The sequence below is a fragment of the Stenotrophomonas sp. YJH_SMC_57 genome (assembly GCF_059369755.1).
Genome location: NZ_JCAFSZ010000010.1, coordinates 1 through 15,677 on the forward strand (window position 1 = coordinate 1; position 15,677 = coordinate 15,677).

The window sequence follows — 15,677 nt, forward strand, 5'->3', positions numbered from 1 at the left end:
ACAGGTGACACCGAGATCGCCGCAGTGATCGTGGACGGTGCGGCCAAGTCGATGGACCTGGGCAATGGCGTGCAGGTGATAACCCGGAAGTTTGCGCGGGATCTGCGGATGAATCTCTGGAAGAAGTTCCTGGGGCAGGCGCTTGAGACGAAGCCTGAGAAGGGGGGGAGGCAATTCGTCTTTTCTAATGCAACCGAAGACTACTACCCTTGGTTCAGTGAAATAGTTCCAACCCTGGAGGTCGAAAAACCGGCAAGTGCCAGAACTTGGACGGGAATCAGGGAACTTGCGGATGCCAATTCGGAAGCTTATCAGCGTGTCTTCACGAATGTCCCTCGCGATTCGTTCCCGCGCTACGATTCCGTGTTTCATGGGTTCCCCGCAGCAGGTTTGAGTGACAAGGGGCACGTCAAGCGCATGCTCTACGCGCAGCCGGCAGATCTGCAGTCAGATTTCATGAAGGAGCCAAGTGTTGTGAACGACTACGTGACCGATGCAGTGGGGCGGCATGATGTGCGTAAGGCGACGGATTTTCTGAGAGGTACCGCAACGCGCCGCGGGATTCAGGGTTTCTGGGTGACCATGCCACTCCTCTGGGGGAGTGACATGGATGATCCGGCTGCAGCGATGCCGAACGAGATCATTGCAGTCGTGCCTATTGAGGGGGATCGGTCAACTGAACTAGCGTACTCGGGTCGCCATGGTTCTTGGGGGCACGGAGAGCAGGTATGAGTGGGCATCTACTGTTGAGGGCGATGGTGGCCTTAGGGGCCCTGTGTGGTGTGCAAACCGCGCTTGCAGACTGCGGTTCATCAAATGAGAAGGACCTCCGGTTTAAGAATGGTGGGATGGTGATCAAGTTCAGGCCAAGCCCATCGGGCGAGGTGGATGCGGTAGGCGCCAGCCTCAGTCGCGCGAACGAAGATGCCCCTTACGTACGGATTAGTGTCGAGCCAATACTCGGTGAGTTGCACAATGATCCGTTCAACTCGAATGGTGGTGCTATCTATTACTTGGAAGAAAGCGCTCAAGGGCAACGGCTATGCCGCGTTGAAGAGTGGAAGAGGCGGGAATCCAAATTGATTGGCCAAGTGCCGCCTGAGAGCCTGCATCCTGCGGTTAAGCCGGTCTATCCCTATTTCGAGCTGAGCAGGAGCTATGAGCTCCATTATGACTCGGCTGGTAGATTGACTTCGATTCAGAATGTTGACGCGAAAGGGCGTAGGGTCACAACGTTCTGTGCACTCTACGACGAAAATGGTCGCATAGAAGTGGCAAATGAGAGTTCTGGATTGATAGTCTCGGATAGGCCAGAGTTCCAGTGTTCGCAGCTCCGCGATATGCCTTCCCGCACTACTACTCGTTACTTCACTTATCGGCCGGATGGATTGCGGGCTTCCGATGTAGTCAAGCAGGCCACCCGTAAGCCGGGTGAGGACCCCTACCGCGAGGACACCGGCCCTGGAACCGAGGCGACCGATGGTGCCTGGACGGTGGGGGGCTTCGTCAATGTCGACGATGCTGAATTGAAACGAATCGTCGGCATTCGCTTCTATGGCAGCGAAAAGCGAGGGCTTATAGGGGCGCAAAGCCCTTCCGCTACCTTGGTTCCATCTGACGCCACTTCAGTTTTCGCAGAGCGCAGTCGAAGCGTGTCGCAGGAGGTGCGGTACACGTTCCCCGGTGAACGCGTCCCTCCAGAGGTCGCCAAGGGACACTTTGAGGGAGTCACAGGCTATACCCGTGTGCGTGAGTATCTGCACCGTTCGGGTAGCAGGATTTTCGAAGTATTCGCTCCCGGCGCGAAGCACCCCCGCGAACGCCAGTGGCGCACGCTGGACCTGAATCGTCAGGAAAACTACGACGCAAATGGCAAGCTCACGCGGGTGATTCTGTCCGGCCCGGTTTCCGATGATGACGGCTACACCGAGAACCTGCGCACCTACGCCGAGAAGGGTGCCTTGAAGCTCACGCCGCTCACCAACGGCTACAGCTCTTACCGCGTGTACGACTATGACGCTGCCGGTAGAGAGACCCTGTCGTTCGTGTGCTGGCGCTACGAAGTCTCGACCAACAAGCCCTACGCCCATTTCCCCTGGTGGGAGCCCGATCCTCGGCCCAAGCGCAGCCGTGAAGCCGAGCTGCAGTACGCCAGGACGCAGGTCGGTACACGCTGCGGCACGCCGGACGGCAAGATGAGCGTGGAGGGAATGGGCCCGGTGAAGAAGCTGATGGAAACGAAGTATGGCTTTGGTACCACGAAGCTCGGTTTGCCGGGCGAATGACGAGTAATGGGCTTTACGTACAGGGATGCATGCCAGGAGGCAGTCATATGAAGTCGATGGGTACGAGACCTCCGCAGAAGCGGGGGTGGTCAGTGGCGGGGCGGCGGGCAGGGGGCGTAATGCTGGCGTGTGCCGTGCTCAGCCCCTCGGCCTGGGCCTGTGGGGATAAGGTGGCAAACGATCCCTGGGTTTCCCCTTGGAAGATGGAGTACATCAGCGTTCTGACGTCCCCTCTGATCGATGACTATGCAACGGAGCTGAGAGAAGCATCGCCCATGGCCGATGGTCGCCTCTCGCTTCCGCAGATCAGGCTCAGTCGTTCGAATTCGGCGTCGCGCACGCTTCCCTTCTCCCTGCTGGGTGGGAGCATTGTGTACGTCCAGTCGGAAGACGGGGCCGGTGAACGTGTCTGCCGCGAGGAGCTGTGGCGGAGCCGGAAATCTGGTAGCTGGAATTCGGAAACGGGCGGCTTGGTGTCCCGCGAAGTGCCTTTGTCCCCTCCTACCGCCGTCGAGATTGATCCTTCAGCGAGAACAGCGGCTGCCGGACTTCTCCGGACAATATCCAAGGACTTCGTGCTCGCCGAAGCGCGTGATTATCTCTACGACGACCAGGAACGCCTCGTCGAGATCCGCAAGCACGGGCGTGGACCGGATGGCATGTTGTTCAGCCAGACATTGAACTGCATGAAGTATGACAAGCACAGTCGCCCGACATGGTCGGCGCAGCCAACTCCGGCCAGTCTGCGTCAAGGTGGAGAGGGATTGACCTGTGATCAGATGGATCAAGGCAACGCACTGGTGCAACGATATCTGCTCGACGATGATGGCCGGATGTATGCCTCCGTCAGATCAACGCCGCCGTCGCCATCGATGGGGCGGAATGTCATGGCATCGGTCAGGGGTACGTCCGGGTGGACCGGCGTTGCGGAGTACATAAGGCCGTCCGAGCGAAGCGTCTACGGATATGAGACCTATGCGATGGCCCGGATGGATCAGCAACTGGGGGTTTACGCGATCAACAGCATCGAAGGGGATCTGTTGCCGGCCGATGCGCAGCCTCTCTATCAGGATGCCGTCACCCGGCTGGGCGTGAAGGGTGCAGACCTGCGGTACGACTTCGTCAACGTCACCATTCCCGCCGAGGTGGGAATGAATGGGTTCTCGCAACTGTCGACCTATCCCCGGATCCGTAGTCATCGCGTTGCGGAGAAGATGCGGGTTCACGAAGTGCTTGATGCAGATTCCCACGCACTGCGTCGGCGGGCCTGGGCCAGCGATTCCGGGCCGGTCTATCGCCAGGAGGATTACGATAAGGCTGGACGCCTGGTGCAGGTCATCAATGGCGGGGTGAATCCTGACGTACCGATGCCGGAAGACGCCATCGCTGCAGACGGATTCGATGCACGCGTGCTCCAAGGGTCGGGCAAAGGTTACAGGGTGTTTCACTTCGACCGGCGAGGACGTCCCGAGCGCGTGCTGGTGTGCGGGAAAATTGCAGCAGGCGCGGAAGCTGGCGATGAAGTGCACTGCGGCAAAGGTGATCGTAGCGTTGTCGTCTACCAGAACAACGAGGTCAGTGGTTTCCTGAAGGATGCCTATGGATGGCGTGACCGGCCTCTGGCCGCAGGCTCTCCGCTCTGACGTCGCAGCTTTTCCACATCCGCTGTGGCTTCCCGTGCTGGTGGGATCGGCGTTCCAGCGGGATCCGATCTGGGCAATCAGGCCGCCACAACGGGCGCGCAGCGGGGTGCTCAGCGTTTTGGTGATCACCCCACCGCGCGATCCATCCTGCCGCCGGCGCACGTTCCATTGCCAGGCGAGCAATCCGCCCATCCCCCTGGCGCTTTTCCACACCGGCTGTGGAATGATGCCGAATCAACCTGTGGATAGGTGGACCAGACCCTGACGGCACAAGGCCTTCCACGGTGTGGTGAAAAAACCGCCAGGGCGGATCGGCATCATCGCGGGTGCACGGGGCTGATGGCACCGTAGCGCCGTCGCTGGAGGGGATGGTCATGGGCAACGGCATGCGTGGGTTCGGACTGGTGGGCCTCGCCCTGTTGGCAGGCTGTGGCCAGGCGCCGCCGACTGCACTGGGAACGCTGGAATGGGACCGGATCACCGTGCCAGCCCCGGCGGCCGAAGTGATCGCAGCGGTGGAGGTGCGCGAAGGCCAGCCGGTCAAGGCCGGCACCGTGCTGATGCAGCTGGATCCGGCCCGTGGCGATGCCCAGTTCGCCGCCGCACAGGCCGACACCGCGCGCGCGCAGGCGCAGCTGGAAGAACTGAAGATCGGCCCACGGCAGGAGCAGATCGCGCAGGCCCAGGCACAGCTGGCCGCGCTACGGGCGGAGTCGGTGGAAGCCAGTGCCTACTACCGGCGGGTGCAGCCGCTGGCGCGCCAACGCCTGATCGCCGCCGCCGAGCTGGACCGCGCACGGGCCGCCGCCGGCAATGCCGAGGCCAGCGTGCGCGCCGCCGAGCAGGCCTGGCTGGAGCTGGTGCATGGCAGCCGCGAGCAGGACATCGCCCAGGGCCAGGCGGCCGCCGATGCCGCACAGGCCCAGCAGGTGATGCAGGGCGTCAACCTGCAGAAGCTGCAGCTGCGCGCCCCCCGCGATGGCGTGGTCGACGCCTTGCCCTATCGGCAGGGCGACCAGGCGCCGATCGGCGCACCACTGGCGGTGATGCTGGTCGGCGAGCGCCCCTATGCGCGCGTCTACCTGCCGCAGCCACTACGGTTGCAGGTCAAGGTCGGGCAGGCCGCGCAGGTGCATCTGGAAGGGCAGGCCGCTGCGTTGAAGGGGCATGTGCGCTCGATCCGCAGCGAACCCTCGTTCACCCCGTACTACGCGCTGACCGGCGATGACGTCGCGCGCCTGAGCTACCTGGCCGAGATCGAAGTGGACGAGGCGACCGACATGCAGAAACTGCCGGCCGGATTGCCGGTGCGGGTGAGCTTCTGAACACCGGCGACGACATTGCCGTGCATGCGCAGGGCCTGACCCGGCGCTTCGGCGATCTGCTGGCCGTGGACAATGTCGACCTGACCGTGCCTCGCGGCCAGGTCTACGGCTTCCTCGGCCCGAACGGCTCGGGCAAGTCGACCACGATCCGCATGCTGTGCGGCCTGCTGGAGCCGAGCGCGGGGCAGATCGAGGTGCTGGGCCTGTCGGTGCCGGAACAGGCCGAGGCGCTGCGCCGCCGCATCGGCTACATGACCCAGCGCTTTTCGCTGTACGAAGACCTGTCGGTGCGCGAGAACCTGGAGTTCCTTGCCGCGATCCAGGACCTGCCGCGCGCGCAGGCCCGGCAGCGTGTCGATGCGCTGCTGCAGCAGTATCGGCTGCAGGACCGGCAGCCACAGTTGGCCGGCACGCTCAGCGGTGGGCAGAAGCAGCGCCTGGCCCTGGCCGGCGCCGTGGTGCATTCGCCCGAACTGCTGTTCCTGGACGAGCCGACCAGCGCGGTCGACCCGGAATCCCGCCGCGATTTCTGGGAGGCCTTGTTCGAACTGGCCGATGCCGGTACCACCGTGCTGGTGTCGACCCACTACATGGACGAGGCCGAGCGCTGCCACCGTCTGGCGATCCTGGATCGCGGCGCGCTGGTGGCTGATGGCACGCCGGCCGAACTCTGTGCGCGGTTGCAAGGGCGCACGCTGCAGGTCACTTCCTCGCAGCCGCGCCAGGCCAGCCGCGCGCTGGCCGAACTGCCCGGCGTGCTGAGCGTGGCGCAGATCGGCACGCAGCTGCGCGTGCTGTGCAGCGAAGACGCGGCCGACACGGCGGCACTGCAGCGCGCCTTGGCCGGTGCCGATCCACAGGCGCATATCGAGGCGGTGGCGCCGAACCTGGAAGACGTGTTCGTCGCCGCTACCCGAGGTCGTGGCAGGGAGCCGGCGGCATGAACCTGCGCCGGCTGTGGGCGATCATGCTCAAGGAGCTGCGCCAGCTGCGCCGCGACCGCATCACGCTGGCGATGATCGTCGGCATTCCGGTGATGCAGCTGTTGCTGTTCGGCTATGCGATCAACCTCAACCTGCGCCATCTTGATGCGGGTGTGGCCGACCAGGCGAACAGCGCGGCCTCGCGCGCGCTGGTGCAGGACATGGTCGCCACCGGTGTGATCACCCCGCGCAGCGAAGCCTACAGCCCGGACCAGCTGATGCAGGCGCTGCGCCGCGGCGAGATCAGCGTCGGCATCGTGGTGCCGGCCGATTTCGAGCGCCGTCGTTTCGATGGGCGCGAAGCGGTGCAGGTGCTGGTCGATGGCAGCGATACCGTGGTGCAGAGTGCGGCGATCCAGCTGGCGCAGGTGCCGCTGGATACGCGCCCGACCAGCAATACGCGACCGCTGCGCGAAGGCAGCATCGCCAGTGGGCAGGTCAGCGTGACCAGCTTCTACAACCCGCAGCGGCGCTCTGCGGTGAATATCGTCCCCGGCTTGATCGGGGTGATCCTGACCATGACCCTGGTGATGTTCACGGCGGTGGCGGTGGTGCGCGAACGCGAGCGCGGCAACATGGAGCTGCTGATCGCCACGCCGGTATCGCGCAGCGAACTGATGGTGGGCAAGGTGCTGCCCTATGCGGCCATCGGCCTGCTGCAGACCACGCTGGTGGTGCTGCTGGGCACCTGGCTGTTCCAGGTACCGATCCGCGGCAGCCTGCTGGACATCTACCTGGCCGCGGTGCTGCTGGTGCTGGCCAACCTGGCGCTGGGCCTGTTGATCTCCACGCGCGCGCGCTCGCAGTTCCAGGCGATGCAGATGACGTTGTTCCTGTTCCTGCCGTCGATCCTGCTGTCCGGCTTCATGTTCCCGTTTGCCGGCATGCCACGGCCGGTGCAGTGGCTGGCCGAAGTGCTGCCGCTGACCCACTTCCTGCGCCTGGTGCGCGGCATCATGCTGCGCGGTGCCTCGCTGTGGGAGCTGTGGCACGACGCACTGGCGCTGCTGGCCTTCATCGTGGTGATGATGACGCTGGCGATCCTGCGCTTCCGCAAGCGCCTGGATTGAAGCATGCCATCCGGTAGTGCCGGCCGCTGGCCGGCATCAATGCCGGTAGGTGCCGACCGTTGGTCGGCACGCCTTACTCCGCCACCACCCGCGCGCGCAGCGAGTTGGTCAGCGCTTCGGTGATCACCACATCCACGAACTGGCCGATCAGCCGAGCCGGTGCCGGGAAGTTCACCGAACGCATGTTCTCGGTCTTGCCGGTCAACTCGTTCGGGTTCTTGCGCGACGGGCCTTCCACCAGCACGGTCTGCACGGTGCCAACCATCTTCTCGGAGATGCCGGCGGCGTGCGCATTGATGCGATCCTGCAGGCGCGACAGGCGCGCGTGCTTCTCCGCATCGCTGATCGTGTCCTCCAGGTCCGCAGCCGGCGTTCCCGGTCGACGCGAATAGATGAAGGAGAAGCTGTGATCGAAGCCGATGTCCTCGATCAGCTTCATGGTCTTCTCGAAATCGGCATCGGTCTCGCCGGGGAAGCCGACGATGAAGTCCGAGCTGATCGAGATGTCCGGGCGCACCGCGCGCAGCTTGCGGATCTTCGACTTGAATTCCAGCGCGGTGTAGCCGCGCTTCATCGCCGACAGCACGCGGTCACTGCCGGCCTGCACCGGCAGGTGCAGGAAGTTGGCCAGCTGCGGCACGTCGCGGAACGCGTCGATCAGCGAATCGCTGAACTCCAGCGGGTGCGAGGTGGTGAAGCGGATGCGGCCGACGCCGTCGATCTCGGCGATGGTGCGGATCAGCAGGCCGAGGTCGGCGAATTCGCCATCGCCATACGGGCCGCGATAGGCGTTGACGTTCTGGCCGAGCAGGTTGATCTCGCGCACGCCCTGCGCGGCCAGCTGGGCCACTTCCACCACCACGTCCTCGAACGGACGGCTGACTTCAGTGCCGCGGGTGTAGGGCACCACGCAGAACGAGCAGTACTTGGAACAGCCTTCCATGATCGACACGAAGGCCGAGGCGCCCTCGGCGCGCGGCTCGGGCAGGCGGTCGAACTTCTCGATCTCGGGGAAGCTGATGTCCACCTGCGGGCGCTTCTGCTCGCGGCGGGCACGGATCAGTTCCGGCAGGCGGTGCAGGGTCTGCGGGCCGAACACCAGGTCCACGAACGGCGCGCGCTTGATGATCGCCTCGCCTTCCTGCGAGGCGACGCAGCCGCCCACGCCGATGATCACTTCACGGCCCTTGTTCTTCAGGCCCTTCCACACGCCCAGCTGGCTGAACACCTTTTCCTGCGCCTTCTCGCGGATGGAACAGGTGTTGACCAGGATGACGTCGGCGTCATCCGGGGTGTCGGTCAGTTCCAGGCCATCGCTGGCGGCAAGCACGTCGGCCATCTTGGCCGAGTCGTACTCGTTCATCTGGCAACCGTGGGTCTTGATGTACAGCTTGCCTTTCACCTGGTCGGGCTTGCGCGGACCGGCGGGCAGGGCAACGAGCGGGGTACCGCCGGGGGCGGGCGGAAAGACGTCTGGCGTCCCGGTCATGGCGCTTAATCCATTCGGGTGGCGGGAAAGCGGGCAATTCTACCCGCATCCCGGCCCTCCCGCCGTCCGCCGGTGGCTGGTCGGCCCCGGCGGGGGGGCGACGCGATTACGCCGCCGCCAGCTCCGCGTCGATCTGCCGCGAGCGGTCGAACGCCGTCATCGCGCTGATCCGTTCGATGTAGGCGGCCGTTGCCGGTGCCGGCTGCACCAGGCCGAAGGCACTGGTCCAGGCCAGCGCATTGCCCCACAGCACGTCGGCGGCGCTCATCGTCTCGCCCAGCAGGTACGGTCCCTGCGCCAGCTGGGCCTCGATCACCTGCAGCACGGTCTCGGCGTCGTTGTACGGCGACATGAGGCGCGGCGGCGGCTCGCGGTGCATCGCCTTGTCGATCATCGCCGGCTCGAAGCAGGCACCGTAGAAGGCCATCCAGCGCAGGTAGGGCCCGCGCAGGGCGTCACCGATCGGCGGTGCCAGCCCCGCTTCCGGGTACAGGTCGGCCAGGTACAGGTAGATCGCCACCTGTTCGGTCACCAGCGCACCGTTGTGGACGATGGCCGGCACCTTGCCCATCGGGTTGATGGCCAGGTAGGCCGGGGCCAGGTTGGCGCCGGCCTTCAGGTCCAACACCTGCATGCGGTAGTCGGCGCCCAGCGCTTCGAGCAGGGCCACGGCGCCGCTCGAGCGTGAACGAGTGGCGTGGTACAGGGTGATCTGGCGTGAGGTCATGGCATTGCTCCTTGCGGTGGGTGGTGAACTGGAAGCCATCCTGGGGCACTATTGCGGACGACTTCTGTCCTCGATCCTTCATGCGCCATACCGCCCATCGACTGCTGCGCCTGATCGCCCTGCTGCAGGCCCGCCGCCAGTGGTCGGGGGCCGAATTGGCCGAACGCATGGGCGTGGACCGGCGCAGCATCCGCCGTGACATCGAGCGCCTGCGCGAACTGGGCTACCCGGTGCAGGCCTCGGCCGGAGTCGGCGGCGGCTACCAGCTGGGAGCCGGTGCACCGGTACTGCCGATGCTGCTGGACGAAGAGGAAGCAACCACCCTGGCCATCGCCCTGCGCGCGGCCTCGGCCACCGTCGCCGGCATCGACGACACCGCGCGCGGCCTGCTGTCCAAGCTCGATCCGCTGGTGCCAACCCGTCGCCGCCAGCAGGCCGGCGAGGTGCATGCCGCCACCGCCACGCTGTCGGACCTGCCGGCCACCGATGCACGCCTGCTCGGACGGCTGGCCCAGCACTGCCGGCAGGCCTCGCGGCTGGCGTTCGAATACCGCAGTGCGCAGGACGCGGTCACCCAGCGTGAGGTCGAAGCCCAGCATCTGGTCAACTATGGCCGCCGCTGGTACCTGCTGGCCTGGGATCTGGGCCGCCAGGACTGGCGCACCCTGCGCGTGGACCGGATGGGCGCGGTGCGCGAATGTACCGAGCCGGGCCTGCATCGGCGCACCCCGGCGCCGCCGGATGTGATGGTGCGGCAGGCCGTCAGCCAGGCGCCGTTCGCGCTGCAGGCCATCCTGCGCCTGGCCGGCAGCCATTCCGAGCTGGAAGGCCGGATTCCGCCGTGGTGCGGGGTACTGGAGGCCGATGGCACCGATCATTGCCTGCTGCGGATGGGGGCCGAGAGCCGCGGCATGATGCTGGCGCAGATCCTCAGCCTGGACCGCGTGCCCGTGGCGCTGTGGACCACGCCACCGGAGCTGCGCGACGAACTGGCGCAGCGCCTGGCGGGCCTGGGCCAGCTGCTGGCTGTGCCGACGGTCACAGCCTGAGCCACGTCGCTTGGCAAGCCCCGGCGAAGCTGGGACACTCGCCGCCATGAAGGGGATACTGGGGACAACGGCGATCATCATCGCTGCGCTGACCGCTGCGCCGGCCAGCGCCGGTACCCTGTACAAGTGCCAGGGCGCCGATGGCGTCACCAGTTACGTCAGCAAGCGCGTGGCCGGGGCCCGCTGCAGCGCCATCAGCTACAGCCGCGATACCCGCCCGGTGTCGCGCCCGGTGGTGGCCGCACCGAAACCCGCGCCAGCCACCACCGTGGCCAGCATCGAGCGCAATCCGGTGGCCGTGGCGGCCAGCGCTGCGACGCCCGCAGTGGCTGCACCCGCACCCGCACCTGCCTCCGTGCCCACGGCCGCAACCGCCTCGCGCGGTGGGCGCATGGTCAGCGGCCAGGTCTATTCCTTCATGAAGGACGGCGTGCGCCATTACACCAGTGCGCGGCCGACCCAGGTGGCCAACCTGGGGCCGGTGCGGACCATCCGCTACAGCTTCATGGAGCGCTGCTACGCCTGTGGGGTCAATCCGCGCGTGGACTTCGGCACGGTGCGCCTGAACACCACGGCGTTCCAGGGCGAAATCACCTCGGCAGCGCGCGAGTTCGGTGTCGAGGAGGCGGTGGTACGCGCGATCATCCATGCCGAATCGGCCTACAACCCGACCGCGCTCAGCCGAGCCGGTGCGCAGGGCCTGATGCAGTTGATGCCACCGACTGCCGCCCGCTTCGGCGTCAGTGACTCCTACGACGCCGGGCAGAACATCCGCGGCGGCGTGCAGTACCTTGCGTGGCTGTTGAAGCGCTTCAACGGTGACCTGACTCTCGCGGCAGCCGGCTACAACGCGGGCGAGGGCGCGGTCGACCGTCATGGTGGCGTGCCGCCGTACAGCGAGACCCAGTACTACGTGCGCCGGGTCGGCCAGCTGGCGGACCGCTACCGCAGTGCCCTGAGCCACCAGTAGGCGCCGACCGTTGGTCTGCACGCTCTAAACGGTAGGTGCCGACTGTCAGTCGGCACGCCTTCAAAAGATTGTTGCAGTGCGTTGTGTGGCGCGCGACGGTTCCGCTACACTCGTCCAAGATTCAATGCGGCTCTGGCCCCCACCGGATCCGCTGGCAGCCTTAAAGCTACCTAATCAATATCGGAGTGCCGGATGGCCAACGATGGGGTACACGATCCAGTCAACACCGGACGTCGGCGTTTTCTTTCTGCCACCACAGCCGTGGTGGGCGCCGTCGGCGTCGGATTCACCGCAGTTCCTTTCATCAAGTCCTGGAACCCCAGTGCCCGCGCCAAGCTTGCCGGCGCACCGGTGGTGGCCGACATCAGCGCCCTGCAGGAAGGCCAACGCCTGATCGTGGAATGGCGCGGCCAGCCGATCTGGATCGTCAAGCGGTCCAAGGCGATCCTGGATGCGCTGCACGGACTGGATGGCCGCCTCAAGGACCCCGAGTCCGGCGAGAAGGACCAGCAGCCGGACTACGTGCTGAAGCAGAATCCCGAGCTGCGCTCGATCAAGCCGGACATCTCCGTGCTGGTCGGCCTGTGCACGCACCTGGGCTGCTCGCCTGAAATGGTCGCCGAGATCCGGCCCGAGCCCTACGACCCGCAGTGGAAGGGGGGGTATTTCTGCCCCTGCCACAAGTCGCGCTTCGACATGTCCGGCCGCGTCTTCAAGGACGTGCCGGCGCCCATCAACCTGAAGGTGCCCGCGCACCACTACCAGGACGACAACACCATCATCATCGGTGTCGATCCGCAGGGGGCTGCCTGATGGCCAATATCCTCAGCCGTACCGCCAGCGGCGTCGCCGACTGGGTCAATGCCCGCGCGCCGGGCCTGATGCCGGTGTACCGCAAGCACGTCAGCGAGTACTACGCGCCGAAGAACTTCAACATCTGGTACTACTTCGGTTCGCTGGCGCTGCTGGTGCTGGTCAACCAGATCGTCACCGGCATCTTCCTGACGATGCACTACAAGACCAACGCCGCCGAGGCGTTCGGTTCCATCGAATACATCATGCGGGACGTGGAGTGGGGCTGGCTGATCCGCTACATGCACTCCACCGGGGCCTCGCTGTTCTTCATCGTGGTCTACCTGCACATGTTCCGCGGGCTGCTGTACGGCAGTTACCAGAAACCGCGCGAACTGGTGTGGATCCTCGGCATGCTGATCTACCTGGTGCTGATGGCCGAAGCCTTCATGGGCTACGTGCTGCCGTGGGGCCAGATGTCGTTCTGGGGCGCCAAGGTGATCATCTCGCTGTTCGGCGCGATACCGGTGATCGGCAACGGCCTGACCGAATGGATCATGGGCGACTACCTGCCCAGCGACGCCACGCTCAACCGCTTCTTCGCGCTGCACGTCATCGCCCTGCCGCTGGTGCTGCTGCTGCTGGTGGTGCTGCATCTGGGCGCGCTGCACGAAGTGGGTTCGAACAACCCGGATGGCGTGGAGATCAAGAAGGGTCCGAAGGGCAACCGCTGGTCGCCGAACGCCCCGGCCGACGGCATTCCGTTCCACCCGTACTACACGCTCAAGGATGGTGTCGGCGCCGGCTTCCTGCTGATCATCGCGGCCTTCATCATCTTCTTCGCGCCTGGTTTCGGCGGCCTGTTCCTGGAACACGACAACTTCACCGAGGCCAACCGCCTGGTCACCCCGGAACACATCAAGCCGGTCTGGTACTACACGCCGTACTACGCGATGTTGCGCGTGGTGCCGAACAAGCTGGGCGGCGTGCTGGTGATGTTCTCGGCCATCGCGATCCTGTTCCTGGTGCCGTGGCTGGACAAGGCGCGGGTGAAGTCGGTGCGCTACCGCGGCTGGATCTCGAAGGTGATGCTGGGCGTGCTGGCGGTGTGCTTCGTGTGGCTGGGCGTGATCGGTTCCGGCCCCGGCACCGACGTGCACGAGACCTACATCGGGCGGGTGCTGACCTTCCTGTACTTCGCGTTCTTCATCACCATGCCGCTATGGACAAGGTTGGACAAGACCAAGCCGGTACCGGAGAGGGTGACCACGCATGACTGAGCGCTGGATGGTCCGGCTGGCCCTGGCGGCCACCCTGATGCTGGGCAGTTTCCTGGCCGCCGCCGCCGAGGGCGGCACCAAGCTGCTGCAGGCCGGCAACGACCTCGGTGACCGCGCATCGCTGCAGCGCGGCGCGCAGCTGTACATGAACTACTGCTCCGGCTGCCACGCGCTGAAGTACCTGCGCTATTCGCGGATGGCGCAGGACCTGGGCCTGACCGAGGAAGAGGTGATGAACAACCTCAACTTCACCGGCTCGGCGATCGGCGACCCGATTCCGGTGGCGATGCCCAAGGAGAATGCCGAGAAATGGTTCGGCAAGATGCCGCCGGACCTCAGCCTGATCTCGCGGGTGCGGGGCAGCGACTGGGTCTACACCTACCTCAAGTCGTTCTACCTGGACAGCAGCCGGCCACTGGGCTGGAACAATGCGCTGTTTGCCAACGCGTCCATGCCCAACCCGCTGTGGGAGATGCAGGGCCTGCAGCACGCCGTGCACGGCAAGCCCGAAGCGCCGGGCATGGACCCGCCGGTGACCGGGCTCAAGCTCGAAACGCCGGGTTCGGTCGATGCCGGCCAGTACGACCAGGCGGTGCGGGACATCACCAACTTCCTCGAATATGCCGGCGAGCCGGCCGCGCTCAAGCGCCAGCAGCTGGGCGTGTGGGTGATCCTGTTCCTGGCCCTGTTGACCTTCCTGCTGTACCTGCTGAAGAAGGAATACTGGAAGGACGTCCACTGATTCTGCGGCCGGCCATCGCACGGGCCTATTGGCTTTTGTGATGGTCGGTTGCACACTCGGGGAGGAGTCGACCGCTGGCACGGTGCTGGCGGCGCCGATGCGGCAGGCGGTCTCCTGTCGTAGGAGAGCCTTTGATGGCGGCGAGCGTACGCATGCGCAATACACTGACGCTGTTTTCCTCGAACGACGATGTGCTGTGCCACCGTGTACGCCTGGTCCTGGCGGCCAAGGGGGTCACCTTCGACTTCGTTCCGGTCGATCCGCAGAACCCGCCTGAAGACCTGATCGACCTCAATCCGTACCACTCGGTGCCAACCCTGGTCGAGCGCGAACTGGTGCTGTACGCCGCGTCGGTGGTCAGCGAATACCTGGACGAGCGCTACCCGCATCCGCCGCTGATGCCGGTCGATCCGCTCTCGCGCGCACGCATCCGCCTGGCCATGCTGCGCATCGAGCACGACTGGGTGCCACAGGTGCAGGCCATCCAGCTGGGCAACAAGACCCAGGCCGAGGCCGGTCGCAAGCGCCTGAAGGAACTGCTGACTGCGTCGTTGCCGCTGTTCAAGGCCAGCAAGTTCTTCCTCAATCCGGAAATGAGCCTGGCCGACTGCGCGATGGCACCGATCATCTGGCGCCTGCAGTCACTGGATGTGCCGCTGCCCAAGGACGGCAAGGCGATCGAGGACTACGGCAACCGCATCTTCCGCCACCCGGGTTTCGTCCGCAGCCTGACCGAGCAGGAAAAGAAGCTGCGCGATCTGCCGGTCTGATCCGGCCATGCCTTACCCGTCTGCACGCCGACCGGTGTGCAGGCGATCCGCCCCGGCGGGGCGCCGGGCGCGTACACTTCACGCATGACCGAAGACTTCTTCCACATGACCAGCCACCGCCCGTACCTGCTGCGGGCGCTGGTGGAATGGATCAACGACAACCAGCTGACCCCGCACATCCTGGTCGACGCCGGCGTCCCCGGCGTGCAGGTCCCGCCTTCGGCGGTCAAGGATGGCCGGGTGGTGCTCAACATCGCAGAACGTGCCGTCGTGCGGTTGATGATCGACAACGAGATGGTGAGCTTCTCGGCGCGCTTCTCCGGCACCAGCTATCCGGTGCAGGTGCCGATCAGCGCCGTGCTGGCGGTCTACGCCCGCGAGACCGGGCAGGGCATGGCGCTGCCGGACGACATCCCGGGCAACGAGACTGCGCCGACCAGCGATGAACTGCTGCATGACGAAGGTGCGCCGCCGGACGATACGCCGCCGGCCAGCCCGCCGCCCAAGGGGCGCCCGAACCTGCGCGTGGTCAAGTAATCTTTCCGACGCCGC

14 protein-coding genes and 1 pseudogene are annotated in these 15,677 nt (G+C 65.3%); 13 read left to right on the forward strand and 2 right to left on the reverse strand.

What is annotated here, in order from left to right; genetic code table 11:
* The 6 genes and pseudogenes from AC5P7U_RS14505 to AC5P7U_RS14530 form a co-directional block, all read left to right on the forward strand.
* Positions 1-732 (forward strand): annotated as a pseudogene (locus AC5P7U_RS14505) (phospholipase D-like domain-containing protein); the annotation flags it as partial.
* A 116-nt stretch (positions 733-848) separates the two neighbouring features.
* Complete coding sequence (locus AC5P7U_RS14510; protein ID WP_197564746.1) at positions 849-2,285, forward strand: hypothetical protein; 1,437 nt, start codon at positions 849-851, stop codon at positions 2,283-2,285.
* A 275-nt stretch (positions 2,286-2,560) separates the two neighbouring features.
* A complete protein-coding gene (locus tag AC5P7U_RS14515) occupies positions 2,561-3,928 on the forward strand; it encodes a hypothetical protein (RefSeq protein ID WP_197564747.1) in 1,368 nt (455 codons plus the stop codon).
* 368 nt (positions 3,929-4,296) lie between these two features.
* Positions 4,297-5,253, forward strand: a complete 957-nt coding sequence (locus tag AC5P7U_RS14520) for an HlyD family secretion protein (RefSeq protein WP_197564748.1) — start codon at positions 4,297-4,299, stop codon at positions 5,251-5,253.
* Between the two features lie 20 nt (positions 5,254-5,273).
* Complete coding sequence (locus tag AC5P7U_RS14525; RefSeq protein ID WP_006429369.1) at positions 5,274-6,197, forward strand: ABC transporter ATP-binding protein; 924 nt, start codon at positions 5,274-5,276, stop codon at positions 6,195-6,197.
* Complete coding sequence (locus tag AC5P7U_RS14530; RefSeq protein ID WP_495221230.1) at positions 6,194-7,306, forward strand: ABC transporter permease; 1,113 nt, start codon at positions 6,194-6,196, stop codon at positions 7,304-7,306. Before AC5P7U_RS14525 ends, AC5P7U_RS14530 begins: the two co-directional genes overlap by 4 nt.
* Positions 7,307-7,379: 73 nt before the next feature.
* On the opposite strand, the gene miaB is transcribed toward AC5P7U_RS14530, so the two are convergent.
* Positions 7,380-8,795: a tRNA (N6-isopentenyl adenosine(37)-C2)-methylthiotransferase MiaB gene (gene miaB / locus AC5P7U_RS14535; protein ID WP_197564749.1), complete on the reverse strand. Its 1,416-nt coding sequence runs from the start codon at positions 8,793-8,795 to the stop codon at positions 7,380-7,382.
* 106 nt (positions 8,796-8,901) lie between these two features.
* Positions 8,902-9,522: a glutathione S-transferase family protein gene (locus tag AC5P7U_RS14540; protein WP_197564750.1), complete on the reverse strand. Its 621-nt coding sequence runs from the start codon at positions 9,520-9,522 to the stop codon at positions 8,902-8,904.
* Positions 9,523-9,602: 80 nt separating this feature from the next.
* Between AC5P7U_RS14540 and AC5P7U_RS14545 the strand changes: the two genes are divergently transcribed.
* The 7 genes from AC5P7U_RS14545 (at position 9,603) to AC5P7U_RS14575 (ending at position 15,662) form a co-directional block, all read left to right on the forward strand.
* Positions 9,603-10,571: a helix-turn-helix transcriptional regulator gene (locus AC5P7U_RS14545; RefSeq protein ID WP_053511664.1), complete on the forward strand. Its 969-nt coding sequence runs from the start codon at positions 9,603-9,605 to the stop codon at positions 10,569-10,571.
* 46 nt (positions 10,572-10,617) lie between these two features.
* The gene (locus tag AC5P7U_RS14550) at positions 10,618-11,541 is read left to right on the forward strand and encodes a lytic transglycosylase domain-containing protein (protein ID WP_006429448.1); all 924 of its coding nucleotides are present in this window, start codon (positions 10,618-10,620) and stop codon (positions 11,539-11,541) included.
* A gap of 192 nt (positions 11,542-11,733) precedes the next feature.
* A complete protein-coding gene (gene petA / locus AC5P7U_RS14555) occupies positions 11,734-12,354 on the forward strand; it encodes a ubiquinol-cytochrome c reductase iron-sulfur subunit (protein WP_004151998.1) in 621 nt (206 codons plus the stop codon).
* Positions 12,354-13,613: a cytochrome b gene (locus tag AC5P7U_RS14560; RefSeq protein WP_006429450.1), complete on the forward strand. Its 1,260-nt coding sequence runs from the start codon at positions 12,354-12,356 to the stop codon at positions 13,611-13,613. The genes petA and AC5P7U_RS14560 overlap by 1 nt, the downstream gene beginning before the upstream one ends.
* Positions 13,606-14,355 carry a cytochrome c1 gene (locus AC5P7U_RS14565; RefSeq protein WP_197564751.1) on the forward strand — a complete coding sequence of 250 codons (750 nt, stop codon included), beginning with the start codon at positions 13,606-13,608 and terminating at the stop codon, positions 14,353-14,355. The genes AC5P7U_RS14560 and AC5P7U_RS14565 overlap by 8 nt, the downstream gene beginning before the upstream one ends.
* Before the next feature lie 134 nt (positions 14,356-14,489).
* The gene (locus AC5P7U_RS14570) at positions 14,490-15,125 is read left to right on the forward strand and encodes a glutathione S-transferase N-terminal domain-containing protein (RefSeq protein WP_005415948.1); all 636 of its coding nucleotides are present in this window, start codon (positions 14,490-14,492) and stop codon (positions 15,123-15,125) included.
* Between the two features lie 84 nt (positions 15,126-15,209).
* Positions 15,210-15,662: a ClpXP protease specificity-enhancing factor gene (locus AC5P7U_RS14575; protein ID WP_053511667.1), complete on the forward strand. Its 453-nt coding sequence runs from the start codon at positions 15,210-15,212 to the stop codon at positions 15,660-15,662.
* Positions 15,663-15,677 lie beyond the last annotated feature (15 nt).